Origin of the sequence: Bacillus sp. FJAT-26390, from assembly GCF_001682865.1 — a bacterium.
GTDB lineage: Bacteria > Bacillota > Bacilli > Paenibacillales > Paenibacillaceae > Pristimantibacillus.
Window position 1 is genome coordinate 1 of sequence record NZ_MAQX01000037.1, and the last position, 24,205, is coordinate 24,205.

At 49.1% G+C, this 24,205-nt stretch carries 17 protein-coding genes; 4 read left to right on the forward strand and 13 right to left on the reverse strand.

What is annotated here, in order from left to right; genetic code table 11:
* Positions 1 to 190: 190 nt before the first annotated feature.
* A complete protein-coding gene (locus tag A7975_RS31845; protein ID WP_065387819.1) occupies positions 191 to 1,138 on the reverse strand; it encodes a helix-turn-helix transcriptional regulator in 948 nt (315 codons plus the stop codon).
* 119 nt (positions 1,139 to 1,257) lie between these two features.
* Between A7975_RS31845 and A7975_RS31850 the strand changes: the two genes are divergently transcribed.
* Positions 1,258 to 1,743 carry a DinB family protein gene (locus A7975_RS31850; RefSeq protein ID WP_065387820.1) on the forward strand — a complete coding sequence of 162 codons (486 nt, stop codon included), beginning with the start codon at positions 1,258 to 1,260 and terminating at the stop codon, positions 1,741 to 1,743.
* Positions 1,744 to 1,810: 67 nt separating this feature from the next.
* On the opposite strand, the gene A7975_RS31855 is transcribed toward A7975_RS31850, so the two are convergent.
* The 4 genes from A7975_RS31855 to A7975_RS31870 are packed head-to-tail and all read right to left on the reverse strand — an operon-like array spanning position 1,811 to position 4,380.
* A complete protein-coding gene (locus A7975_RS31855) occupies positions 1,811 to 2,575 on the reverse strand; it encodes a spermidine synthase (protein ID WP_082198593.1) in 765 nt (254 codons plus the stop codon).
* Positions 2,576 to 2,587: 12 nt separating this feature from the next.
* Positions 2,588 to 3,049 (reverse strand): GNAT family N-acetyltransferase, encoded by a 462-nt coding sequence (locus A7975_RS31860; RefSeq protein ID WP_053374073.1) that lies wholly within the window; start codon positions 3,047 to 3,049, stop codon positions 2,588 to 2,590.
* Positions 3,050 to 3,070: 21 nt separating this feature from the next.
* Complete coding sequence (locus A7975_RS31865) at positions 3,071 to 3,454, reverse strand: VOC family protein (protein WP_053374072.1); 384 nt, start codon at positions 3,452 to 3,454, stop codon at positions 3,071 to 3,073.
* A gap of 35 nt (positions 3,455 to 3,489) precedes the next feature.
* The gene (locus tag A7975_RS31870; protein ID WP_065387822.1) at positions 3,490 to 4,380 is read right to left on the reverse strand and encodes a copper amine oxidase N-terminal domain-containing protein; all 891 of its coding nucleotides are present in this window, start codon (positions 4,378 to 4,380) and stop codon (positions 3,490 to 3,492) included.
* Positions 4,381 to 4,642: 262 nt separating this feature from the next.
* On the opposite strand from A7975_RS31870, the gene A7975_RS31875 reads away from it, so the two are divergent.
* Both A7975_RS31875 and A7975_RS31880 read left to right on the forward strand, forming a co-directional pair.
* Entirely contained in the window at positions 4,643 to 5,182 is a 540-nt protein-coding gene (locus tag A7975_RS31875) for an MFS transporter (RefSeq protein WP_065387823.1), read from the forward strand.
* A gap of 95 nt (positions 5,183 to 5,277) precedes the next feature.
* Positions 5,278 to 5,946 (forward strand): AlkZ-related protein, encoded by a 669-nt coding sequence (locus tag A7975_RS31880; RefSeq protein ID WP_053374069.1) that lies wholly within the window; start codon positions 5,278 to 5,280, stop codon positions 5,944 to 5,946.
* Between the two features lie 128 nt (positions 5,947 to 6,074).
* On the opposite strand, the gene A7975_RS31885 is transcribed toward A7975_RS31880, so the two are convergent.
* The 3 genes from A7975_RS31885 to A7975_RS31895 all read right to left on the reverse strand — a co-directional run bounded on the left by A7975_RS31885 (position 6,075) and on the right by A7975_RS31895 (position 9,551).
* Complete coding sequence (locus A7975_RS31885; protein ID WP_065387824.1) at positions 6,075 to 7,832, reverse strand: methyl-accepting chemotaxis protein; 1,758 nt, start codon at positions 7,830 to 7,832, stop codon at positions 6,075 to 6,077.
* A 200-nt stretch (positions 7,833 to 8,032) separates the two neighbouring features.
* On the reverse strand, positions 8,033 to 8,839 hold the full coding sequence (locus A7975_RS31890; RefSeq protein ID WP_053377607.1) for an AAC(3) family N-acetyltransferase: 807 nt from the start codon (positions 8,837 to 8,839) through the stop codon (positions 8,033 to 8,035).
* A gap of 34 nt (positions 8,840 to 8,873) precedes the next feature.
* Positions 8,874 to 9,551, reverse strand: a complete 678-nt coding sequence (locus A7975_RS31895; RefSeq protein ID WP_065387825.1) for a hypothetical protein — start codon at positions 9,549 to 9,551, stop codon at positions 8,874 to 8,876.
* Positions 9,552 to 9,812: 261 nt separating this feature from the next.
* Between A7975_RS31895 and A7975_RS31900 the strand changes: the two genes are divergently transcribed.
* Positions 9,813 to 10,877 carry a ParB/RepB/Spo0J family partition protein gene (locus tag A7975_RS31900; RefSeq protein ID WP_065387826.1) on the forward strand — a complete coding sequence of 355 codons (1,065 nt, stop codon included), beginning with the start codon at positions 9,813 to 9,815 and terminating at the stop codon, positions 10,875 to 10,877.
* 59 nt (positions 10,878 to 10,936) lie between these two features.
* Here A7975_RS31900 and A7975_RS31905 read toward each other — a convergent pair whose 3' ends face one another.
* The 5 genes from A7975_RS31905 to A7975_RS31925 all read right to left on the reverse strand — a co-directional run bounded on the left by A7975_RS31905 (position 10,937) and on the right by A7975_RS31925 (position 24,124).
* Positions 10,937 to 13,081 (reverse strand): MMPL family transporter, encoded by a 2,145-nt coding sequence (locus tag A7975_RS31905; protein ID WP_065387827.1) that lies wholly within the window; start codon positions 13,079 to 13,081, stop codon positions 10,937 to 10,939.
* Positions 13,082 to 13,113: 32 nt separating this feature from the next.
* Positions 13,114 to 14,259, reverse strand: coding sequence for an NAD(P)/FAD-dependent oxidoreductase (locus tag A7975_RS31910; protein WP_065387828.1), 1,146 nt, complete (start codon positions 14,257 to 14,259; stop codon positions 13,114 to 13,116).
* Positions 14,256 to 14,996: a methyltransferase domain-containing protein gene (locus tag A7975_RS31915; protein WP_065387829.1), complete on the reverse strand. Its 741-nt coding sequence runs from the start codon at positions 14,994 to 14,996 to the stop codon at positions 14,256 to 14,258. Before A7975_RS31915 ends, A7975_RS31910 begins: the two co-directional genes overlap by 4 nt.
* Positions 14,989 to 16,146: a type III polyketide synthase gene (locus tag A7975_RS31920; protein ID WP_065387909.1), complete on the reverse strand. Its 1,158-nt coding sequence runs from the start codon at positions 16,144 to 16,146 to the stop codon at positions 14,989 to 14,991. The genes A7975_RS31915 and A7975_RS31920 overlap by 8 nt, the downstream gene beginning before the upstream one ends.
* Before the next feature lie 346 nt (positions 16,147 to 16,492).
* A complete protein-coding gene (locus A7975_RS31925; RefSeq protein WP_141680474.1) occupies positions 16,493 to 24,124 on the reverse strand; it encodes a chitobiase/beta-hexosaminidase C-terminal domain-containing protein in 7,632 nt (2,543 codons plus the stop codon).
* Between the last annotated feature and the right edge of the window lie 81 nt (positions 24,125 to 24,205).

Below are 24,205 nucleotides of genomic sequence, written 5' to 3' on the forward strand. Positions count from 1 at the left end.
CTTGCCCACTATTGCAAGTGTTTTTCAAAATTAATTTCATTTTCTTTTCTTGGCCTCGCCTCAATCAATGAATCCGCTACCCTGCCACACAAAGCCTTTATTAGAAGAAACACATTCGCGGACGCAAATAACGCAGTAGAATGACCTGGATAACTACGATTATTCCCATCCGCCAAACCAGCAAAAAACCTTATTCATATTTCGCCATGATCTCCGAAAGAATCCCTTTCATACGCTCCACGAGCTCTGCCGGTTCTTTTACCGTCGCCTCGTTCCCTAAACCAATAAAGAAATTCGCAAAAAACGATAGATCAACCTTTCGAATGCTGCCATCTAACCTGCCGCTGCCATCCTCATTTTTATAAAGCTTTGGAGAAGGCCATAATTCAGACTCGCAGCGCCGAACCCCTTCCTTGCTTAGTTCAACATAAACAGGGATATACGCTTGCTCATTCTGAAAGAACGCATCTTGGTTGCCCAGGTGAACATGGCGAAAATCCATTGGCTGCAATCCCGAAGTGTCAAACACAGCTGTATGAATTCTGTCGCATCGGAACAACCGGGATTCCTCGCGAAGAAAACAATAGGCAGAACAGTACCACAGACCGTTGCTTGCATACACGCCAATCGGCTGTATTTGCCGGCTCGAGCGCCCTTCCCGCGATTCATATTCGATGAGAACTATTTTTTGCTGAATAGCTCCTTCAAGCAAAATCGACAAACAGGGAGACTTCACTTGCCTTGCAGGCGTAAAAAAATCAAAGCGGTTTTTTAATTGATCGATACGATCCCGCACGTCGCCAGGCATATAAAAGTAAAATTTGTTCAATGCCGATAAAGCCTCTGACTCAAAGGGAAGGTAGGAATAGTGGCGCAGAGCATGGCTTGCAAAAAAGATAGCAACCGCCTCTTCCTCCGTAAACGCGATGGGAGGCAAAATTCTTTCGTTGAGCACCTGATAGCCGCCATGAGGCCCCACCTCTGAATAAAGGGGCACGCCCAGCTCGCTCAGCTCCTGCAAGTCTCTTAAAATAGTCCGGGTTGACACTTCAAATTCATCGGCTAGCTCTTTCACCGTAAACTTGCGCTTCCGGTTAACGGTCATCATCAATTCGATCAGTCGTTTCGATTTGGACATTATCGTACTCCGTTATTTTTATATTCATGACAATCCCTGTCACTATTATAAGCTACAATAAAAAACGAGCCTAGTCGAATTACTGCGTTATACCCATTTCAAATGAGGAGTGAAAGCACATGCAAGCCGTTAACGAAATCAAAGCACTATTGCTCGAGGAATTGGACCATATCGTAAAAACGTCCGCTCATTTAATCCGCAAAATCTCGCCTGAGCACTGGGATTACAGACCACAGCCAACTATGAGATCCCTGCTGGAATTGGTGGAGCATCTCGTATCTGTCCCTTCATCCGACCTACTGATTCTTCAGGAGAGCAGTGAACCGGCCATTCGCAAGCTGGAAGCGGATATTGCTGAAGATAATGACAAGGAAGCATTGATTGCTTGGATGGTTTCTGGCATGGATCAGGTCAGAAAATATATGGAAGAGCTTCCCGAAGAGGAATTCCTCCATAAAAAAACAAAGCCGTTTTATTTGGAGCATGGCTCGGTTCAAGCCAAATGGTTGATCGAGATTACAACCCACGCACAGCATCACCGCGCACAGATGTTCACCTATATGAAAACATTAAGCTACGAGATCAACATGTTTGATTTGTACTAAGCAAAAGCAAAGCAAAACCCCTCACACCATAAAGGCTCTGCTCGCAGTCTATGCGGCAGAGCTTTTGTCATCCTATCGTTCCCTGCTTATCCACCATCACATGTCCTCTTCCCAGCTCGGTTTCAATAAAACCTGCCATTGCTTGCTGCTGATAATCGATGGTTTTATTACTCCCGATCACAATGATATTTCGCATAGCTGACGTATCCTTGCCGGGCAGCGAAAATGCTTTGGCATACGGATAAGATTCTACTAAGGTAGAATAAATGGCATTCATTAATCTATCATTCTTGATTTTCCCCATTAGATTCAAAATAATAGATCCTCTGGCATCGAGCTTTTTTTGCGTCATACCGAAAAATTCCGCCGTTGTTAAATGAACGGGAGTGCCTTCCTTGGTGAAGGCGTCCACAATAATATAATCGAGCGAATCCGGCTCTTCCCCGCTAAGAATCTGGCGGCCATCCCCGATTACGACATTGTCGCGGCGATAATCAAAATACGCTCTGCTTAGCTCCACTACTTTTTCATCGATTTCCGCTACTTTAACTTGTTTGTCAGCGTAATGTCCGGCGATCGTCCCGATGCCATGCCCAATCATAAACAAGCTTTTGAACGACGGATGATTGCACTCCATCAAATGGATAATCGCTCGCGGATATTCAAGCACGATTCGCTTCGGGTCCTTCAGATCGATTGCCCCTTGCACCGCATCGTCCGAAAATTGCAAAAAACGAAATTTGCCTGTCTCCCCATACAGAGAGTTAGCGTCATAAACCGAAATCTCTTGCGTTAATGTCTTTTCCGTTGCTAAGCGATACAATCGATCGATCTCCTTCTGTTATTATTCACGCCTTATCTTTTTCTGGAAGCTAGTGAGCGACAGACGTTCTTCTACTTCTATTACACCGGTCTCGAAAAAGCCGTTTGACGTGTATAAATGGATGGCTGGCGCGTTTTTGGAACCTGTTGAAACGATGAGGGTATGATAATCCCCTTCGAGATTTTCGACGTAACGAAGCAGCTTCTGGGCAATTCCCTTCCTAAAATGATCGGGATGCACGAGCAATCGATGAATATCGATCTCGCTGCCCTCAGCCTTTATAGCAATTGCCCCGCACAATTCATCTTCTATGTAATAGCCATAAAAGGTTTCTCCGCATGCGAGCAAAGTATCCACTGTGTCCTTTAAGGGCGGTATTTCATCAAAATCAATTAACGCCGCCTCTACCTTATAGGCTGGGATTTGAATGTTTAACATTTTCTCTGCAAGAGCTCGGTTTGTAATATCGATTTCTTTAATCAAGGCTGATCCTCCCATTTTCGATTATTCCACATCGTTGGACACTTCCAGTAAATTCATATCCGGATCGCGAAAATAAACGGACTCGATCTTGCCGATCGCTCCCGTCCTAAAAACCGGGCCTTCCTCCACTGCTACGCCGCATTCGGCTAAATGCCGAATCACTTCAGGCAGCGGCAGCGCTGTAATAAAGCATAGGTCCGCTGATCCCGCAGCCGGCGTTGCTGCTTTCGGTTCAAATTCTTCTCCCAATTGATGCAGGTTGATTTTTTGATTTCCGAATTGCAGCGCCTTTCTTCCTTCCCCAAAAGTAATCACCTTCATGCCCATCACCTTGCTGTAAAAATCACAAGACGCCGCAACACTCTGAACCGTGAGAACAAGATGATCCAATCGATCCATAATCATAAAAAATCCTCCTCGCTAGCGCGCCGCTATTCCCATCACTTTGCATCCGTACGTACTTCTCCGTCAATCGGCATAATGACCACATTCGCATATTGTTTATCCGTATAACGATTAATGACTCCTAGCTCCGTATATTTACCCGTGCTATCCACTGAACCATAGGTCAGCATATCAGCCATAAAGTTATCCGTGAACGTGATCGACTCGCCAAACGGCTTCGGTTCCTCTCCGGCTTGGCCGTTTTTGCCTAACGTATCCTTCTGCCACTTTATTTCAGCAATACCCTTAGCGTTGATTACCACATACGTTTCTAAACCTTTATACGAAATAAAATAGCGGAGCGCTTCCCCTTTAGGGAATGTGTAGGTCGTTGAAAATCCTTCGCCATAAGGCTCGATCTCTTTGCCATTATTTATCCGAGTCAATTTAATGGCAAGCGCCCGCGCTTTCGCAAGGTCGCCGCTTTTCAAAGTATTAAACTGCTCATCGCCGGTTGGGGTCCGGACAATGATATATTTTGCGCTGCTGTCGTAATCAACTTTACCGCCGAGCGTCTCGGTTACGAAACGAACGGGAATGTAAGTACGCCCTGCCTTCACGGTGACAGGTGCATCCAGCTTCACATCTTTGCCGTTTACTTCCGCTGTTTTCAAACCATTTTTTAGAAGCACCGTCATTTTCTTGACCGGATTGTTGATGATAATGGTCTTTGTTGCTGTCTCATAGGAATAAATAAATGATTTAGGGTCGTTAAAAGCCCGAAGCTGAACCATCGTTCTGTCGTTTACAATCAACATGTCTTCTTGGTAAACGCCGTTAATGAACATTTTTGACGGCTTCGCTGGCGCTGCCATGCCGGTGGCGCCCGCTGACAAAACGCCTGCTACCGTTAATGCGGCAGCTGCCGTTTTCAGAAACTTTTTCACTATAATCGCCTCCTCATTTGCAGATATAACATAGACGCTTGTTACTAACGCAAAGTTACTCTTCCGCCATAATTAAGAATTAGCTTTCTGTTTCTCGCAGATAAGAAATTACTCATTATTTTTTTCTTGACCATTCAGTGTCCTTGATGAATAAAATGGACGAAGAGCAAGCTTTCTTTTTTTGTATTTTCCGGACTAATCAGTCCGATATTTTTTTTGACTTTTCCAGACCAGTTAGTCTAGAATAGACAACCCTTTTTATATGCAGCAGGCGCTTCATTATACGGCAGTTCAGTCCGGTCTTGGATTTTTGCCGCTCACTTTAAGCGCGCTCTTAGGAGCAAAGCTAGTCAATCGTGTGCTAAGCGCATTTGGAATAGCGGGAACGCTTGGCAGCGGCATGGCGCTCGGGGCAGCTGGTTTTATGCTCCTTACCCAGCTTTCGCCTCATGGAACGTTCTGGGGATTTCTCCCCGGCATATTAATTGCTGGACTTGGCCAGGCAATCGTATTCACAACAATGTTTATTGCAGCCGGAACAGGCATTGAGCCAAAGGATCAAGGGGTATCCTCTGCTATCGTTTCAACAGGCCAGCAAATAGGCAGCGCGATTGGGCTTGCCATCATCATGGCTATCGTTACGGCGGCAACAACAGCAGATTCCGCACTGGAAGCTCAAACGCCAGAGATGCTGACCCATTCTATTCAGCTCGCCTTTTACACGAGTGCGGCGTTTGCTTTAATTGGCGTGATCGTCGCATTCGTTATGCTTCGGAACAAAAAAACGTCAGCAAAGCAATAAATGTCTAGTGATACGAAAAGAGAATGGAGGTTGTGAGAGGATATTTATGGATACTACTAGAATAGATTCAGTAGACCATATCTAGGAGTGAACCTATGAGTATCTCTACTTATCCGGAGTTCGTAAAGCTTGTTGGCGAATATAAGATTTTCCCTTTTTCCGATCTGATTCCTGACCATCCCTCCCTATCCGCACTCGTTCCGAGCGACAGCTGGCATACCGAAACGGAGTTTGACCCATGGCCATGGCGCGTCAAAATCGTAAAGGATGAGCATGCGGCATACGGCAAGTTTTTTGGCAGCAAAGCATCCTTTATTCATATTGACCTGTTTCCATACATCCAGCCGCTGCTGACGCTTGGAAAAAGCGTGGATGAGCGATATAACAACGGTCTTATGTCGCAGCACGCCAAAAACATCTATCATATCGTCAAGGAAGCCGGCAATATCGATTCGCGTCTACTTCGCAAAGAGAGCCAGCTTACGGCCAAGGAGCAGAAAAAAGATTACGACCGGGCGCTGGTCGAGCTTCAGAACTTCGCGGATATTGTCATTACCGGTGCGCAGGAAAGTGATTTTGAAGGCGGCTGGAGCAGCATGTGCTTTGAAAGCTCCGGCCACTGGCTGCAAGCCACACTCGGCAAAGAGCTGCCCGCGACCGACGATTTATCAGAGGTCAGAGGGATCGTCAAAGCGGAGCTGAGCGAGGTTTGTTCAGAGAAAGCGTTAAAATATTTGGATAAAAAGCTGCGTCTAAGCGTATAGCGAAAAACAAAGGGAGGTGCTTGCCATTAGCAAAAACTAATGAGCCGAGCATCTCCCTTTATTTGATTCAGCCTAATCTTTTTCGATAGCTGGCCGTAACCTTTCTTGAGCCGTTTGTACAACTCGATTCAAACATTTACCTGTGCGATAGCTTGTCTCATATCCTCCGTGTTGGCGCTGAGCACGGCAGACGCTTCATGCACCTGCTTCATCATACCGAGCTGCTTGGCGGTCAGATCTTGAATGCGCTCAGTCATTTCGGATACTCCGCTAGCGATGTAAGCAATGTTGCTTACGGTAGCCGCGACCTCCTCGGACCCGGCGGTTAATTGCTCGGTTGTTGCGGAGACCTCCATAATTTGCTCGCTTACGAGGCGGAACGACTCCACGGTATGCTCGAACGATTCCGCGGCTTCGCCCGATAAGGAGACACCTTCGCCAATATCCTTCGAGACTTTCTCCATCTCATCGCTAATTTTACTTGAAAAAGCTTCAATATGGCTTAGCAGCTCGGTTATCTGCTCGACAGAGGAAGCGGATGCGTCCGCCAGCTTGCGCACCTCATTGGCTACAACCATAAAACCTGAACCATGCTCTCCCGCCCTTGCGGCTTCGATGGATGCATTTAAAGCAAGGAGCTTCGTCTGATCGGCAAACTCGCGAACCGAACCGATGACAAGTCCAATCTCCCCTGTATAGCCATTTAGCTTTCTTGCAATATCAAGCGTCTGATCGGTTGATTCCGAAATGCTTCTAATCTGATTATTGAGCTGCTTCATAGCAAATTCGCCTGACTGCGCGATTTCCAGTGACTGAACCGCAGCGCTGGAGACGGTTGAAGAAGATTCGGCAATTCTTACGATGCCCTGTGCGATTTCCTCCATCGCTTGCGCGCTGTCATCCGCACTCGTCTTCTGGATATGTGCGCCTTCATAGATTTGCTGAACCGATCCGTTCATCGTCTCGCCCATGGTCAACATCTGATCGGCACTGCTGGCAAAAGATTGCGAGGACGTCACAAGCTGCTCCGATGTTTTCTCGACGTTGACGACCACTCCGCGCACTCTTTCCGTTAAATGCTCGGACATCATGAGCATGGCCTTGTACACGGTTCCGATTTCATCCATGGACTTTACAGGCTTTGCCCGCAAAATCGCATTCGCCTCCGCCAAATCTCCGACAGCCATCTTCTCCGCGCTAGCCTTGACGGTTTGCAGGGGCAGCAGCGAGCGTCGAACAAACCATACGATCGCTCCGATCAAAACGATGGTGACAACGAGCATCATCATATAGAGAGGCATGCTCTCCCATATCACATTTGTCGCAAGCTGCTCAAATACAGCCGCATCCGTATCGATGCCTATTGCGCCTACAACGGCGCCGCTTGCATCTTTTAGCGGTACGTAAGCCGATAGATAAGAGCCGTATACCGGGTTTTTAATAAGCGGCGAGCTTGCGTTTTTGCCGGCAAAAACGAGCTCGGCAGCCGCAGCAGGCATATCCGTCACCTCATCAATGGGCGATGCGGATTCATCATCTTTAGGAAGGCCGTCGATCATAATTCTCGGCTCCCGATTTTCATCCAGACGGACAAAATATACATACCGGGCGCCTATCTTCGTACGGAACTGAGCAAGCTCTTGGCGCAGCGACCAATATAGCTCCGTCTCCTGCGGCTGCTTAAGGAATTCGGCAAACCGATCCGCTTGCAGCGTAACGGCATAGCTCTCCGCGATCCGTATATTATAGCTGTTAATCGCCTCTTCAACAGCAGACTTCGTTTGTGTAACTTGAGTGCCAATATAGCCTCCCGCAATCAAAACCATGACTACGATCATCGCACATAAAATACGTACAATCAGATGCTTTCTCAATATTGTTACCATACGCTGGCTTCTCCTCTGCGCCCTTCCCATGCGGGCTGATGATATTTTGCTATAATTTTCATCATACCACCATTTTTCGACATAAGGGAGAAATATACCAAACTTTATACGCTATCAAAATAGTTCTTTAGCATCGTGAAATAGTCCATTGGAATGAGTTTCTCTCATCATTAAACGAAGAGGCCGCCAGCCTCTTACGGCTAACGGCCTCTATTTTCTTCCATCCATTTTACGCCAAAATCGACTAGTTCCTTCATCGGCATGAGCAGAGCGTCGGCGTTGCCCACCTTTCCTCTCCGAACATAACCCGTTTCCCGCTCAAAAGCTTCGCCAATCTGATCGAAATCATCCGAATCAAAATCGATATCTTGAAAATCAACCCACTGCTTCTCTCCATCTGCCAAAACCGGCGCTTTACTGATGATCTCCGTTTTGCCCTTGTAATTCGCACGATACTCAGCCAAATGCAAGGAGGTATTCCGATTATGGGTTACGCCTAGCAGCAGCACCCAGCCATTCGCCTCATAAAGCCTTGCTAAAGGGGATTGTTCGCTCAGGCTGTATGCCAAGCTATGATTGGCTGTCATGCTGTCTTTCTTAGAGCCCCATGCGGCAAAGGAGACTTGGGGATGGTTGCTCCGCATGACGCCGTTTTGTTTGCGGAAGCATTCGTTTATCGCCCCCATGCCTCTGCAAGGGGTTAGATCCGCCTCAAAAGCGGGCATCGATTGCTTGATCGGCTCCCACCATGATTCTCTAACGGGAGGGTATCGCCAGTTCGTAGGGTCAGATAGGTCACCCGTATGCGTAGGCATGACAAGTGTGCCACTGCTGCCCAGTAATTCCTCGATCGCCAAAATAACGGCAACCGGCCCGCCATTTACATATCCGCCTAACGCCTTCATGGAGGAGTGCATCATAAGCGACATCTCCGATGTGACGCCCAGCTTGGCAAAATCCGATTTTAATGTCTCTACCGTTAATAAATCACCTTGAATTTCTTCCATATGGATCACGACCAATCTTCTTCAAATGAGTCACTCACTTCGCTGCGTTCATAAACGTTACGACTTCATCCAACCGGTCCGTCTGCAGAGCCAGCTTCTCTGTATCAAATACTAGAAAAACGGGAAACGCCTTGATCCCGAATGCCCTTTTCACATCCAGCACGTGGTTCGGGTCGTACTCCTTAGCGCTGTACCCGCCTTGAAGAACGATGCCCGCTTCCGTCTCGATCTGCTCCACTTCAAACGGTTCAGCTTGACCGCTCTCGTAGACCAGAGTCGTTCGGTAGCTTCCCTTTTTGCTGGCAAGAAAGCCTGCTCGCTTCAATAGCTCTTCATTTGCCATCGTCAAAATAATAAGCTCATCCGGCGTATCCGTCACCTTCTCTGTTGAAGGCGGATTAATTTGCACCTTCTGCCCCTGCTTCAAATCGCTCCATCCTAGATGCTCGCCCGCTTCATTGGTAATGCGGGTGCCTGGGACAACATGCGCTTCATAGCTTGCCCCCCAATCTTCTATTGCCGGCCCTGGCTCATCGCGCTTCATCCACTCCGAGATATCAAATTCGATGGTCTTGCCCTGCTCATCTACGCCGCTTACAAAACCTATCATTTCGCCGTCCTTGTATTCGCCATACGGCTTGGAGCTGCAGCCGGTTAATGCTATGCAGATGATCAAATAGACAATGACACCAGCTCTCTTTAATCGCCTCACGATTTGCCCACCCCCTTAACAACTGTTGACGTTCACCGCTAGCGATTTGTTTCAACATTTTCCATTTAGACGATTGCGCCAAACATGCCTATCGTTTCCTCATTTCCGTCCTTGATATATAATAGACTAGATTAAGATCAGACCTCGGACTTTCAAAAATATTTAAAACATATACGAAGACTAAGCTAATGCTTGCTCACCAAACTAAGCGTATGCTTTCGAAGTAAGTTTTGCTTCACAAAACTTTTAAGGAGACCACCCATGGATATCATTGAAATTGTTACCGATTTAATTGACGAGGATACCGATCAGCCCAGGTATCAGTTCGACGAGGAAGCGCTGCAGGAATTGATGAAAAGCATCGATGAGATCGGCCTGCTCTCGCCGATTAAAGTGCGAACGACCGGCAATGGGCGTTATAAAATCATCTACGGCAACCGCCGCTACAAAGCTAGCAAAATGCTCGGACGGCCTACGATTCCGTGTATCGTATCTACCGTTACAGATGAGATGGAAATTTATTTGGAGCAAATCGCGGAAAATTTGACGCGTGAAGGCTTCTCTCCGATCGAGGAGGCAGAGGCGTTCAACAAGCTGCTGAACGATCCGAAGTTCAGAAGCTCGACCAAGTTTTTGTCCGGCAAGCTCGGTAAACCCGAGTCCTACATCAAAAACAAATGCGAGCTGCTAAAGTTCGGCAATGCCGTGAAGAAGCTGATCGTCGGCGGAACTGAGATCAAGAAGGACAAGCTGACCGAGGATCAGCTGCTCCCGCTTAAGGATTTGCCTATCGAGCATCGCGATCCTCTTGCCCTTATAGTCGCTAGGGACGAGCTTCCGGTGAGCGATGTGAAAAAAATCGCGAAGCTGTTCAAAGATAAAACGATTTCGGACAGCACGAAGGATAAGCTGCTGTTCAAAACCGGCAGCGGCCTGATCGAAACTTGGTCGACCCATGAGCAGAACAAGGCAGAGCGCGCGAAACCAGCGCAGGCCCCAGCGCCTAAAGCGAGCGCACCTAAAGCAGAGAAGCAGGCTGCGCAAGAGCCGCTTGAGCAGGCAGAAGCAAACAAGGGAGCTCTGCAAGCTGCCCCCGCCGCTTCCATCGAGCTTGTCCTTCAACAGCTGGCAGCCGCTCTTTCCGCTCCGAGCGCTTTGTCCGCGGACATGGTCCAGTCCATTGAAGCGATCCAAGCAAGCGGACAAGCCCCGTTCATCCAAGGCGTTGACGCGCTGATCGGCCATTTGGAGCAGCATTTGGCGGAATGGAAAACGGTCCGCGAGCTCGCGAGCTCAAAATGGCAGGCTGCTGCCTCAGCAGAATAATACGTTCACAAAGGCTGCTTTCCACGTCATGCGATGGGGTGGGCAGCCTTTTTTTGACGCTATTTCAGCCAGCGCGGCGCCCACCAGTTCCATTTTCCGAGCAGGCTCATTAAGGAGGGAACCAGCAGCATTCGAATAATCGTTGCGTCTATGAAAATAGCTGCCGCGATGCCGATGCCAAGCTGCTTCACTCCCGCTACCTCGCCAAACGCGAACGGAGCCGTGACCGCAATCATGATGGCTGCTGCCGAGGTAATGATTTTGCTGACCGAGGTTAAGCCCGTTATAACTGACTGCTCATTATCGCCTGTCCTGCGATATTCCTCGTAGATGCGCGATACGAGAAACACGCCGTAATCCATGCTTATTCCGAACACAAGGCCGCAAATGAAGACGGGTATCATGACCGCGATGCTGCTCGGCTCCATCCCTAGTCGGCCTTCCTCGAAGATCCATGCCAAAATGCCAAAGGCGGCTCCAATGCTCAACAGGTTCAATAGAATCGTCTTAATCGCAATGAGAACGGAGCGGAAGGCGACAAAAAGGACGATGAAATTCGAGGCAAATAAAAAGAGCAAAACATAGCGCAAGCTGCCAAAAATAAGATCAAACACTTCCTGCTCATATTTGGCTTCTCCCCCGAGCGAGAAGGCAAGCGTCGATATTTCCCCGCGCTTCTCCCAATTTCTTAACCAGCTCATCGCTTCGTTCGAAGAAGGCTCGCCTGTTATCGTCACCTGCAGCAGCATACGGTTATCTTTGAGAAACGGCTTCAGCACCGACTCGTATTTCTTTTTTTGCAGCGTCTTACCGGCTATTGCCAGCAATTGCTCGGGTGACAGCCGCAGCTCTGAAAATACCGAGTCAACCCGTATGACACTTGGATCACGCTCCAGTGACTTCGCAAGCGCGTAAGCACTTGTCCAATCCTTTTGCTTCCGAAAGCCCGTTTGTCCCTCTGCGATCACCCAAACCTTGGATGTGGACGGCAGCTCAAAATGTGTGCGGTACGTCTCGGCGGCCGTGCGGGAATCGTAGCTTTGCGGCAGCGATGACGCATCTGGAATGGCGACCTTCATGCTGCTAAGCGGCAGCAAGCAAACGATCAACACTCCCCCTGCAAGCAAGCCTATGGCTGCCGGGCGCCGCATTACGAAGTGAACAACGCCGTTCCAAACGGCTGGGCGGCTGTCCGCTTTCGCTTTATTGCTCCACAATGCAGGCAAGCAAAGCGCAAGAAGAGCGGGCAGCAGCGTGAACGAAAGCAGCAAGGAGACCGCAACTACCGTCATCGCGCCAAGCGCAATGGAGGAGAACATGGGCAGCGGAATCCAGACGAAGCTTAGCAAGCCTAAGAAGACGCTGGCAGCAGATACAAAAACAGCCCTGCCCGCTGTCCTCATCGTCTGGGCAAGCGCCGCGGCAGGCGGCGTGCCTTCGCTAAGCTCCTCCCGAAACCGGCTGATCACCATAAGCGCAAAATCAATGCTAAGAGCAAGTCCCACCATCGGAACGACATTCAAAACAAAATTGGATAACTCGAGCTGCGTACCTAACCTGTACATGATGCCCATCGCAGTCGTCACCCCTGCGACTCCGATCACAATGGGGATGAGCGCGGCAGCGATGCTGCGAAATACGAGCCATAAAATAAGAAAGGCCAGCGGTATCCCGATAAGCTCCGCTCTTGCTAAATCATAATGGCTCGCCTGGTTTACATCCGCTTGCACGGCAGATTTGCCAGTGACCTTAACAGAAATGCCGTTATACGTTGGCAGCTTCTGATCAAGCTGCTCAAGCGTTGTCAGCATCCGATAAGGCGGATAGCTGAACGATAGCAGCGCATAGGCGTTGTTGCCCTTCATCATCCCTTGCTGCTCAAGCGGAGAGAAGATACCGGTTAGTCCCTCAAGCCCTTTTGCCTGAACGAGCGCCTGCTCGATAAACGAGCGAAAGCGAGCTTTGGAAATGCCGTCCGCTTTCTCGAAAACCAGCATTACCGGCGATTCCGGCACCGCAAAATCGGAAGCCAGCATTTGCTGCACCTTCGCATATTGCCCATCCTTGGGATACAAGCCATGATCTTGAAGGACCGAATCCAGCTTGAACGCCTGCGAGCCTATAACAAGCAGCACAATTGCCCATAAGAGGATCATTCCTCGCGGAAACCGGAAGGATTGCTGCGCGAGCCAAAGTCTACTCATGAGCGTTCTCCTCCAGACTCCAAATGGGCTTGTTAGCTGCCGAATGGCTTTAATCTTGTCGCATGTACGAGCTCTTGCGCTAGGCTTGGCGCCAGCCTGGCAGCATTCGGCAGCCAATTGGATAGCATGGGCGAACCGAACAGCCATTGCAGGAGGCTTCCCCATCGCAGCGGCCGCTTAAACTCCCTATTAATCGACCCCGTAAAGGATTGCTGCCAGTCAGCCAGCGATAATTCCTCTCGCAAAAAGCGGTCTGCGAGCGGCGCACATAGCGCTGCCGAGCGCAAAGCCATTGACATGCCGTCTCCGCAAAGCGGCGGAATCATCGTTGCCGCGTCGCCAAGAAGCGGCAGCCCATCCCAAGCCAGCGGCTTGCGGTTTAGAAATACAGGCGCAACTGCGGCCTGCGTGCCGAGGACGGGCTCGGCAAACCGCAGCCTCTCGTGCAGCCTCGCATTTCGCTTCGCAACCCCGCTTATGATAGCGAGTATCGTTTTCCCCGCATCTACCGCAGCCTCCCGCGCAAGCAGTGCCGACGCGTTTACAAGACCGCCCTCAATGGGGCACAAACCCAAATAGCCGCCGCGAAAAAAATAAAGCTCAATGACCGGCTCCATAGCGATGCCGCGGAAATGTGATTTGACCCCTATGTATGAGCTCTTAATGGACGCTGGCCTTCGATAGCCCGGCAACCCGGAGCGCTGGCTCGCGCCCCATGCCGCAATAACGGTTCTCGCTTCCATAACGCTAATATCGCTGCCTCGCTTCGTATGAATGAGATAGCCGCGATTCACCTTCTGAACATCTGTCACGGTTACTCCCGTTTGCAGCTTTGCCCCTGCATCCAAAGCGGCTAGATGAAGAGCGGAATCAAGCGTATATCGGCTGAGTCCCCAAGCATGGCCGGGAAGCGGCAGCTCCATCTCGGACCCTTTTTCAAAAATGATCCGTACCCGCTCCACTTCACAGTGACCAAGCCCTGCAATGGAATCGGCAATGCCCAGCGCATGCAGCGTACTCTGCGACTCCGGCGAGAGAAACTCCCCGCATACCTTATGCCTTGGAAAGGATTGGCGATCGAGCAGCAGCGTATCCCATCCCTTATCCGCAAGCGCTTTGGCAATACTGCTGCCGGCAATGCCCGCGCCTAACACTGCCGCATCGAGAATACGAGTCATACGAGCCCTCTTTCGTCGGATGAATTTATTTGCGCCTTATCAATGACAACCGCGTATCGGAATAAAGGCCTCCACTTATAATAAATGGCGGGAAGCCCCAGCATTTGCCCAAGCTTCCTCCAATCGCCGGCGCGGAATCCCTTAGCTACAGACAGCGGCCCATCGTTCAAAATATACCGATTGGTCGAAATCATTCTAGTCGTCAGCCATACAGCCGCCCAAGCGATCCAGTGGCGATGGATATCGTTAATGACGACCCCAAGCCTGGACACGCTCAGCATGCTGCCGACTGTATGGGGCAGCTCTTGTTCATCAAAATGATGCAGAAACTGAGTCCCCGTCACGATATCCGCGCTTCCTTCTGGAAGTGCAAATAAATCGCCTTGCTTCACCTGCACCCTAGACTCATTTTGGAAAAAGAGCCTCGCCTCCTCGCAAGCCTCCTCCGTTAAGTCCACCAGCCGAATCGTAAGCTCGATCCCCTGTATGTCCGCCCATCTCAGCAGCTGTCGGTTCACATCGCCCGAACCCGCTCCAACATCCAAAATAGACAAGCTTCTAGGCTTGTTCGCTTTCTCCCAAAGACGCTTCACCCCATACAGCGTTGGGGCTGATGCGACAAATATCCGGTTCAGGAGGCGAAGCTGCCTTAGCGCTTCCCGCAGCTCGGAGCCTCCGATGGAGAAATCGTCCATCAATTCCGCCGCCTCGGCGCGCATGCGAAGTCCCTTAGACATATGCCCCGTCCGCCTGCTGCTGCCCACGCTCTCTTGCGATGGTTGCAGGAACATATGCAATCTTGATCATTTCGGCTGTAAGGCCGGGTCCGAATGCAAGGGCAATGCCGCTGACCGCGTCTGACCCGCTCTCCTGCAAATGCATTCGCATGGCATCCAGCACAAAAAGAATCGTAGCGGAGGATACGTTGCCGTAATCGCGCAAGACGCCTAGGCTATGTGCGGTTTGCTCATCGGTTAGCTCGAACTTATTTTGCAAAATATCGATAATTCCCTTGCCGCCCGGATGAATCGCCCATAGCGCAAGCTCTTCCTCGCCGCACAGCCGCTCTACCTCTGCCGGGATAAATTCGCCGATCAGCTTCGGAATATGCGGGGATAAGTACAGGTCAAAGCCGTGGTTGCCTACCTCCCACACCATTTCCTCGGCGCAATCAGGCAGCAGGACGGAGCGCTCCTTGCCAAGCTCGAATAGAGGTTGGTAAGGAGGCTTCGCCGCCCCAATGACGCAGGCCGACGCCCCATCCCCGAAGAACGATGCGGCAAATAGAGATTCCCTGTCGCCAGATGGCTGAATATGCAGCGTGCAAAGCTCAACGCACACGACTAATACATGCGCGTTATTATCGCTCGCTACGATTTGACGCGACAATCCAATTGCCTTGAGGCCGGCCGCGCATCCTAAAAAATTAAGCGGGATGCGGGTTATCGTAGGAGCCAGCCCCAATTGCTGCACGATAGCCGCATCCATGCCCGGCAGAAATTGTCCGGTACAGCTGACGGTGATCAGATGCGTAATGGCAGCAGGCTCAACATCACCATCGGCTAGTGCTTTTCTTGCCGCATGAAGCCCGAGCGGAACCGATTCCCGCTTGTAAATGCCCATCCTCTCCGAAGTCGATGGCGCTAGCTCTGGTGTCGCACTTGGCAAGTAACGGCATTCAGCCGCTTCCGCAAGCAAATTCGGCTCGCAGGTATAACGGCTTTCCACTCCGCATTGCTTGAAGATTCTTCTCCCCCAGCGGGCGGAATCCGGCTTGTCGCTCAGCGCATTCACTAGTCTTCTTGCCGTATCGGCTTGATCAATCAAATAGGGCGGCACGGCTGTGCCAATGCCCAATATGGCAATATTCGAATTGGCCTTCGTCATATCAATAAATCCCATCCTCTCTGGATAAACCTAAACGGACAAGTTTTCTGCTTAAAACAAGTCTATTCCGCTCATCTCCCTAATATGTACATAGAAATTACAGTCTTTCCCATTCATTTGTAATAAACTTGAAATCTAATCTTCATCTCGTTTTAATGAAAACAACCTATACTATAAACAACCCCCTTTTGTAATATATATATATTTAAGACCCACAGCACCGAATGCTGTGGGTCTCTTTTTGCGTACATATGAGGGCATGCTTTCAGAAAAATCCCCCTCATGCGGAGCATTCAGCTTAAGCTGCATGCTTCCACGTAGGGGGATTTTCTTTTATTTCTTGGCGTTAGTTCACCAGCAAATACAACCGGTGAATAATAGTTGCTGCTTGCGCACGGGTAGAATTAGACAATGGAGCGTATTTGTTGTCGTCCATTCCTTTAATCAAGCCCTCGTGCTGCATGGCGGATACCGCATCCAAAGCATACGCAGCGATTTCTTTCCGGTCGCTGAAGCCTCCCGATGCCGGATCGGATGTTAACGGCTTGCCTATAAGGCTGGCTGCTCTATACACCATGACTGCCATTTCCTGGCGGGTGATTCGGTCGTTAATACCGAAGCTTCCATCCGCTTTGCCCTTCACGATGCCAAGCATCTGTGCGGAAGCTACTGCGTCATAATACCAAGCTCCTGCAACAACATCCTTCAGGCTGGTGGTCGGATTGTCAGACTGCAGATCGAATGTCCGAATCAGCATAGCGATAAATTCTGCACGAGTCACTTGACCATTCGGATTAAACTTGCCTTCGCCAATACCGTTAATCGCTTGTCTTGCAGCAAGCGCTTCGATCGCATCTTTTGCCCAAGCGACGCTGCCGATATCAGTGAATGCTAATTTGACCGTGGCAATTGCATATTTGCTAAAGTGCTTGGCAGTAAACTCAACATTGCCCGTTGCCGGATTAAATCTGCCGTTTTTAACGATTTCAAGCTCGCCATTGTCATTAATGTAGTAAACGACAATTTGATTGGCATTTTCTCCGTCTTTTAGTTTGTACGGCATGGCAACATCAATGCGATGGGTTCCAAAATGACTTTGTTTCTTGCCATCGATAGTCAGATTGAAATCAAATACTTCATTATTTCCAATAATGCTTTGCACAGAAGCTGGAAGCGTTGCTTTGTCAACCAGCGACACGGAAAGCTCTAGTGCCGCTGCCGCCTTTCCATCTTCATGCACCAGCAATTCAGGCGCAATGGAGACACTCGCAAAGCCCGTATCGATCGATAAAGTCGTTCCCGACTGAAGCTTCGCAACCGGAACAGAGATCGCGATATCCTTGGTGCCCGCTTCCGTTTTAACCTCAATACTAATTGTTCGGTTTACGGAATGGTTTCCTGCGGCTAAAATATCTTTTTCATTCAGCACGACATTCGCTTTGCCATTTGCATCTGTCTTAGGCTCCAGCTTAATGCTGCCTTTCGGGTCAGCAACAGATGGTTCTACAGGCTTCGAAGGTTCACTCGGTCCACTTGGACCTGGCCCCGATGTACTTGATGGGCTTACCGTTACTTTTGTTGTAGCTGTAAATTCGCCATCCTTCGTAGTCACGGTAATCGTCGCCGTACCCGGTACTACTGCAGTAACCTCGCCTGTGCTGCTTACAGTTGCAACAGCCGCGTTGCTCGTGCTCCACTCTACTTCCGGATTCGTTGCATTCACAGGCATGATCGTTGCCGCCAGCGTTGACTTCTCTCCAGTCGTTAAATCAAGTGATGCTTTGTTTACGGTCACGCCAGTTACACTTACAGCATCAACACGCGGGATGAGCAGCGTGTCCGCCCAGTTAGCATGATCGCTGTTCGTGGTATTAGGCAAAGGCGCGCCTGCATCGTTTACATAGAGCGTAAGCTCATATACTCCCGTTACATCCACTTCAATCGGAATCCCTTGTGCCGGTACTCCATTTACGATTTCCAACGTCGGGCTCTTATAAAGGGATTTGCCATCCCCTAGCACCTCAAACCATACGCTGCTGAGCGAGCCCGGATTGTTTTTCCCGTCGTCTATACCGACGATTGCTTTAAATTTACTGTATCCACCGCCAATGTTATAGATAATCGTTGAAGTTGCATGCGTACCGATACCTTTAGCGTAAACCTTCCCATTGATTTTAATAGGTGTGGCAGCGTTGCTGATAGCATGATCCTTCAGCGGCGGATGCCCTGCCCAACCGCTAGTTGCGCTTACCCAATCCAAGTCGGATAGATAGGCTGCTTTGCTTGCTGGTACAGGAAGCGTGCCTTTGATTTGATAAACAAACGATGTAAGATCGCTATCGTAATGTTCATCCTTTATAGCAATCGCTTGTAGCCATGTCGATCTGGTCATGTGGATTGCGCCTGTATAAAGCGTGCTTTCCTTCGTTGGCTTATCGCCGTTTGTTGTATAGTAGATGGATGCTCCTGCCGTACCGGTTTCAAGTGTAACCTGCAGCGGCTCATCATACTGCCCTGCCGGCTTGCTCGGTGCTGGATTAATGGTCTTAGGCAACACGATCTCATAAGCATAGGTCGCGAGGTCGCTATCCGTCCATTGCTCCTTAAACGCAATGGCTTTTACTGTCGTTGTTTTCGTAATTTTGATCGGATTGACGTACTTTGTGCTGTTCTTTGTTGGGGTTTTGCCGTCAATCGTGTAATAAATGTCTGCACCTGCCGAAGCCGTGCTTAACGCAATGGATAAAAACTTATCATGCAGTCCCGCCTCTACATTCGCAGTCGGTATCGCTACAATCGGTGCGTTAATCGTGTAGTCGTAAGAAGCGATATCGCTGTCCAAGGACGTCTCGCTGGCTGCAAATGCTTTTAACGTAGCCGATTTTTGAATGATGAATGGACCCGTGTAAAGCTTGGAGTCTCTTGTCGGCGTCGTGCCATCCAACGTATAGTATACTTTCGTATTGGCCGTTGGCGACGTTAATGCGACAGAAATCGTTGTAGCAAATGTGCCGGAAGCCTTGTCGCTGGATGGGACTGCTGCTTTATCCGCTGTCCCCGTTGCGACTGCCTCTGCCTCAGCGCTGGAGCCTACCGCAACCGATGTCGTAATGTAGCTTACTTTCACGCCATTTACGGTTTTATAAAGTGCCGGCTTATCTGTTCCGTTAAGCTTGATCGTTGGGAAATTTCCGTAAAAACGCGCTTCCCACGTAATCGGCTGTGTGCCGGTTTTATTTTCGAATACGGTCTTGGTATTGCCGGTATGGGCAACGCTTGTTTCATTATCGCCGAGGCTCAAATAATCAACCTTCACATCAGGCACTTCGCTTGAAAGCCTTGGCGCCGTAATAATCTTATGCTTAGGCGCGTTAGGCTCGATGCCCATCAGTCCTTCAACCACATTGCCGATAATGGTGTACGAAATTTCCGGATATTCGCCGTTTGTCAACGTACCGGCATTAAACTGCTCATGTTTGTTCGGTCTTGTTTCCATGAGGAATTTAAGCCATTTCCAGCCTTCGTTCACACGGTTATACGGATAGAACGTATCAGGCAAGTAAGAATATGCCTCGATGTTCGATGGAGAGTTAGGTTTGTCTAGTCTCGCTTTCGTCGTCGGGCTGTCATAGAGCAAACCATTGCCGATTTGGCCCGAAATATAGTCCAGATAGTTGCTGTTTCTTTGGCCTGGCTCGGTGATGAGCTTCATTGGCATGAACCAGCTGTTCTCTTTGCCGAAATTGGTATATTTCGTAACTCCGTTAATATTCAAAGCTCTGGCATAATTGCCCTCTGTGTCGCCCTCGTAAACGCTCCACTCGTTGTTGAAATATGCTTTTAGCTGCTTTGCTTTCTCAAAGTACTGCTCAGCTTCAACGCTCTGGCCTTTCGCCTCGAGCATATTGGCATAAGCAAGGAATGCTTGATACTGCGAGCCGATCGCGTCGCCAGCCTCGATAATGGTCTCGCCGCTTCTTTCATTGTAGCTTACTGCGCCTGAGAAAATACCGCTGCCCGTGCCCTCTGCGACACCATTGCCATTCGTATCATGCAGGGTGATGAAATCAGTTACGACTTTGGTGTAGAAATTCCACATATCCGGATCATTGATATAAGCTTCATCTCCTGACCAAAGATACTGCTTATACGCCTTCTCGACTAGTTCAAACTGTGCCGGCACCTCGCGGACAAAGTTGGTGTCATTCTTCCAATCGATTGTATAGTTGGAAGCGTCAAAGTTATAAGCCCACAGGGTGTACCACTTTCTAGCTTCCGTCATCCCTTTGGCGAAGGTTTGGAACATGCTGAAGTTTTCATCGTGAAGTCTGAGTATGCTTGCCCCTGGCGCCTGATGGACGAAGTCTCTGCTATAAAACGCAGTACGATGCTTATATCCCGCCCAATAGGATGGGATATAGTTGACAAATGGACCTGTTTGTCCAGGTTTGCTTACGTTAACCGGTCCAGATTTGCCCGTTTGGACAAAAGAAAGCGCCTGGCCGATTGCCCATTGGAAATTTTCTTGCAGCAAGGCGTTTGAGGATTTAAGCCTTACTTGCGGTCCCGTAACCGTAACAGTCGTCGCCGCTTTAAATCCGCCATCCTTCGTTGTCGCCGTAATCGTCGCTGTGCCAAGCGCTACTGCAGTTACCTCGCCTGTGCTGCTTACTGTCGCAATGGCCGAATTGCTCGTACTCCACTCTACGGACTTATTTGTCGCATCCGCCGGTGCAACTGTAGCTGTAAGCGTTGCTTTCTCTCCATTGACCAGGCTTAATGACGACTCGCTTAATGTCACTCCCGTTACCGCTTGCAGAACCGTAACGGTCGAAGATGCCGTAACACCGCCATCTACTGAAGTCACCGTTATCGTCGCCGTGCCCGGCGATACAGCGGTAACTTTTCCTGTTCCATCTACTGTCGCAATTAATGGATCGCTTGAATTCCATGTTACCTTCTGATTAACCGCATCTGAAGGAGATACGGTTGATGTAAGCTGCTCTGTACCGTAGACAGACAATGCCACTGTCGATTTGTTAAGGGCAACGCCTGCAACGGCACCCCTCGGTACAATTTTGGCGTCAGCCCAATCACCGTGATCGCTGTTCGCAGGATTTCTTGTTGGCGTTCCTGCATCATTCAGAACAAGTGTAAGTTCATTTACGCCTACGATATCCACTTCGATTGGAATGCCTGCTGCTGGTCCGTTCACCGTGTTGAATAACGGGCTCTTATAAATCGTGAAGCCGTCCCCCAACACTTCAAACCAAAGGGTAGTAGCCGTGCCCTTCTTGTTCTGGACGTCGTCTATGCCGATTACAGCTTTAAATGTACCGTATCCCCCCCCAATATTATATTTAATAATAGAAGTAGCGTTAGCTCCGATCCCTTTCGCATAAGTCTTGCCGTTAATCATAATCGGCGTATTCGCATCTCTAATGGCACGATCCTTTAGCGGCGGATGCCCCGACCAACCAGTAGTTGCGCTAATCCAGTCCAAATCGGATACGTAAACCGTTGCGCTTGCCGGATCAGCAAGCGGACCGTTGACGATCCTGTAGGAATAGGATGCCACACCGCTGTTCGTGTGCCAGTCTTTCATCGCAATAGCCTTTATCGTAGTCGATTGAGTAATATTAATCGGGTCGCCTGTATAAAGGGTACTGTTAATCGTTGGCGTGTCTCCGTTTGTTGTATAGTAGACGGAAGCGCCTACGGTTTCTGTTGCAAGCGTTACTTGGAACGCCTTATCGTAGCGCCCCATCGCTTTGCTCGCTGTCGGCGTGCTGGCAACGGGCAAGACTATTGCATAGTCTAAGACAACCAAGTCACTGTCTGCCCAATCATTTTTATAGGCAATTGCTTTTACTGTCGTTGTTTTCTCAATTGCGATTGGATTGACATATTTCGTGCTGCTTTTTGTTGGCATTTTGCCGTCAGTGGTGTAATAAATATCTGCACCTGCCGTAGCGGTGCTTAGCGTAACCGAAAAAGGCGCGCTGTACGTTGCTGCCTCTTTCGACGATACTGGTTTCTCCACAGCCGAAGCGGTAATCGTATAATCATAAGAAACAACATCGCTATCCAAAAATGTTTCACTTGCAGTAAACAGCTTTAACTTAGCCGTTTTTTGAATGATGAATGGGCCTGTATAAAGGTTTGATTCTCTTGTTGGCGTTGTTCCGTCCAATGTGTAATAGATTTTTGCATTGGCAGTCGGCGCCGCTAATGTTGTAGCAATTGTTGTAGCATAGGTGCCTGATGCTCGATCGCTGGAAGGGACTTCTGCCTTTTCTGCTGTTCCTGCTGTGCTTGCTTCTGCTTGTACAGTAGCGCCTGCGTCAACTGAAGTTGTAATGTAGCTTACTTTCACGCCATTAACGGTTTTATGAAGAGCGGGTATGTCGGTTCCGTTAAGGGTAATCGTTGGGTAATTACCGTAAAAACGTGCTTCCCACGTAAGCGGCTCCGTGCCTTTTTTGTTTGCAAGCTCTGTTTTGGTGTTGCCCGTATGAGCAACGCTGAGTTCATTCGCTCCGATTTTCAGGAAATCAACCTTTACATCGGGAACCTCGCTTGCAAGCCTTGGCGCAGTTACAACTGCATGCTTAGGCGCGTTAGGCTCAATGCCCATAAGCCCTTCAATGATGTTGCTGATGATGGTATATGAAATTTCCGGATATTCACCGTTCGTCAGTGTACCGGCGTTAAATTGCTCATGTTTGTTTGGTCTTGTTTCCATGAGGAATTTAAGCCATTTCCAGCCTTCATCCACACGGTTATACGGATAGAATGTATCTGGTAAGTATGAATACGCCTCGATGTTCGAAGGAGAATTCGGTCTGTCTAACCTCGCTTTCGCGGTTGGGCTGTCATAGAGCAAGCCATTGCCAATTTGGCCCGAAATGTAATCCAGGTAGTTGCTGTTTCTTTGACCTGGCTCGGTGATGAGCTTCATTGGCATAAACCAGCTGTTCTCTTTGCCGAAGCCGGAATATTTCGTATGACCGTCAATTCCGAGCGCTCTGGCATAAATGCCTGCTTTGTCGTCGTCCTTGATGCTCCACTCGTTGTTGAAATAATCTTTCAACTGCTGTGCTTTGGCAAAGTAATTTGCTGCTTCAGCGCTGTTGCCTTTCGCCTCCAGCATATTGGCATACGCAAGAAATGCTTGATACTGCGATCCAATCGCATCGCCGGCTTCAATGATCTTCTCGTCGCTTCTTTCATTGTAGCTTACTGCGCCTGAGTAAATGCCGCCGCCCGTTCCCTCTGCTACACCATTGCCGTTCGTATCATGCAGCGTTATGAAATCAGTTACGCTTTTTGTGTAGAATTCCCATAAGTACGGATCATTGATATAGTCTTCGTTTCCTGTCCAAAGGTATTGCTTATACGCCTTCTCGACTAGTTCAAACTGTGCCGGCACCTCACGGACAAAGTTGGTGTCGCTCCTCCAGTCGATCGTGTAATTTGAAGCGTCAAAGTTATACGCCCAGAGGGTGTACCATTTTCTAGCCTCCGTCATTCCTTTGGCAAAGGTTTGAAACATACTGAAGTTCTCATTGTGAAGCCCAAGTATGCTCGCCCCTGGCGCTTGATGGACAAAGTCTCTACTGTAAAAAGCAGTACGATGCTTATATCCCGCCCAATAAGATGGGATATATGAAACAAATGGGCCTGTTTCTCCAGGCTTGCTTACGTTAACCGGTCCTGACTTGCCCGTCTGGACAAACTCAAGCGCCTGGCCGGTTGCCCATTTAAAGTTATCCTCTAACAGCGTATTAGATGATTCCAATGTGACTAGCCCATCATAAACGGACTCATAAACGGAAGTGGTAACGGTTTCAGAACCTGGCTCGTCAGATTGGGCATGAACGGTTGCTGCTGGCCAAACGGCTGCTGGAAAAAGCGTTGTCGTCAACATGAAAAACAACAAACCCATACTTACAATCCTTTTTCTCGATCTTGACAAATTGAACCCTCCTTTTGTTTTTTTCAGAGTACAGACGTATCTCTATAAAAATCATACTTGCTTTGAAAGCGTTTCGAAACG

Bases quoted from the DNA above. Each gene is read 5' to 3' on its own strand.
- A7975_RS31845 (WP_065387819.1), bottom strand. From the start codon at position 1,138: ATGTCCAAATCGAAACGACTGATCGAATTGATGATGACCGTTAACCGG.
- A7975_RS31850 (WP_065387820.1), top strand. From the start codon at position 1,258: ATGCAAGCCGTTAACGAAATCAAAGCACTATTGCTCGAGGAATTGGAC.
- A7975_RS31865 (WP_053374072.1), bottom strand. From the start codon at position 3,454: ATGATTATGGATCGATTGGATCATCTTGTTCTCACGGTTCAGAGTGTT.
- A7975_RS31875 (WP_065387823.1), top strand. From the start codon at position 4,643: ATGCAGCAGGCGCTTCATTATACGGCAGTTCAGTCCGGTCTTGGATTT.
- A7975_RS31880 (WP_053374069.1), top strand. From the start codon at position 5,278: ATGAGTATCTCTACTTATCCGGAGTTCGTAAAGCTTGTTGGCGAATAT.
- A7975_RS31885 (WP_065387824.1), bottom strand. From the start codon at position 7,832: ATGGTAACAATATTGAGAAAGCATCTGATTGTACGTATTTTATGTGCG.
- A7975_RS31890 (WP_053377607.1), bottom strand. From the start codon at position 8,839: ATGGAAGAAATTCAAGGTGATTTATTAACGGTAGAGACATTAAAATCG.
- A7975_RS31900 (WP_065387826.1), top strand. From the start codon at position 9,813: ATGGATATCATTGAAATTGTTACCGATTTAATTGACGAGGATACCGAT.
- A7975_RS31905 (WP_065387827.1), bottom strand. From the start codon at position 13,081: ATGAGTAGACTTTGGCTCGCGCAGCAATCCTTCCGGTTTCCGCGAGGA.
- A7975_RS31910 (WP_065387828.1), bottom strand. From the start codon at position 14,259: ATGACTCGTATTCTCGATGCGGCAGTGTTAGGCGCGGGCATTGCCGGC.
- A7975_RS31915 (WP_065387829.1), bottom strand. From the start codon at position 14,996: ATGTCTAAGGGACTTCGCATGCGCGCCGAGGCGGCGGAATTGATGGAC.
- A7975_RS31920 (WP_065387909.1), bottom strand. From the start codon at position 16,146: ATGACGAAGGCCAATTCGAATATTGCCATATTGGGCATTGGCACAGCC.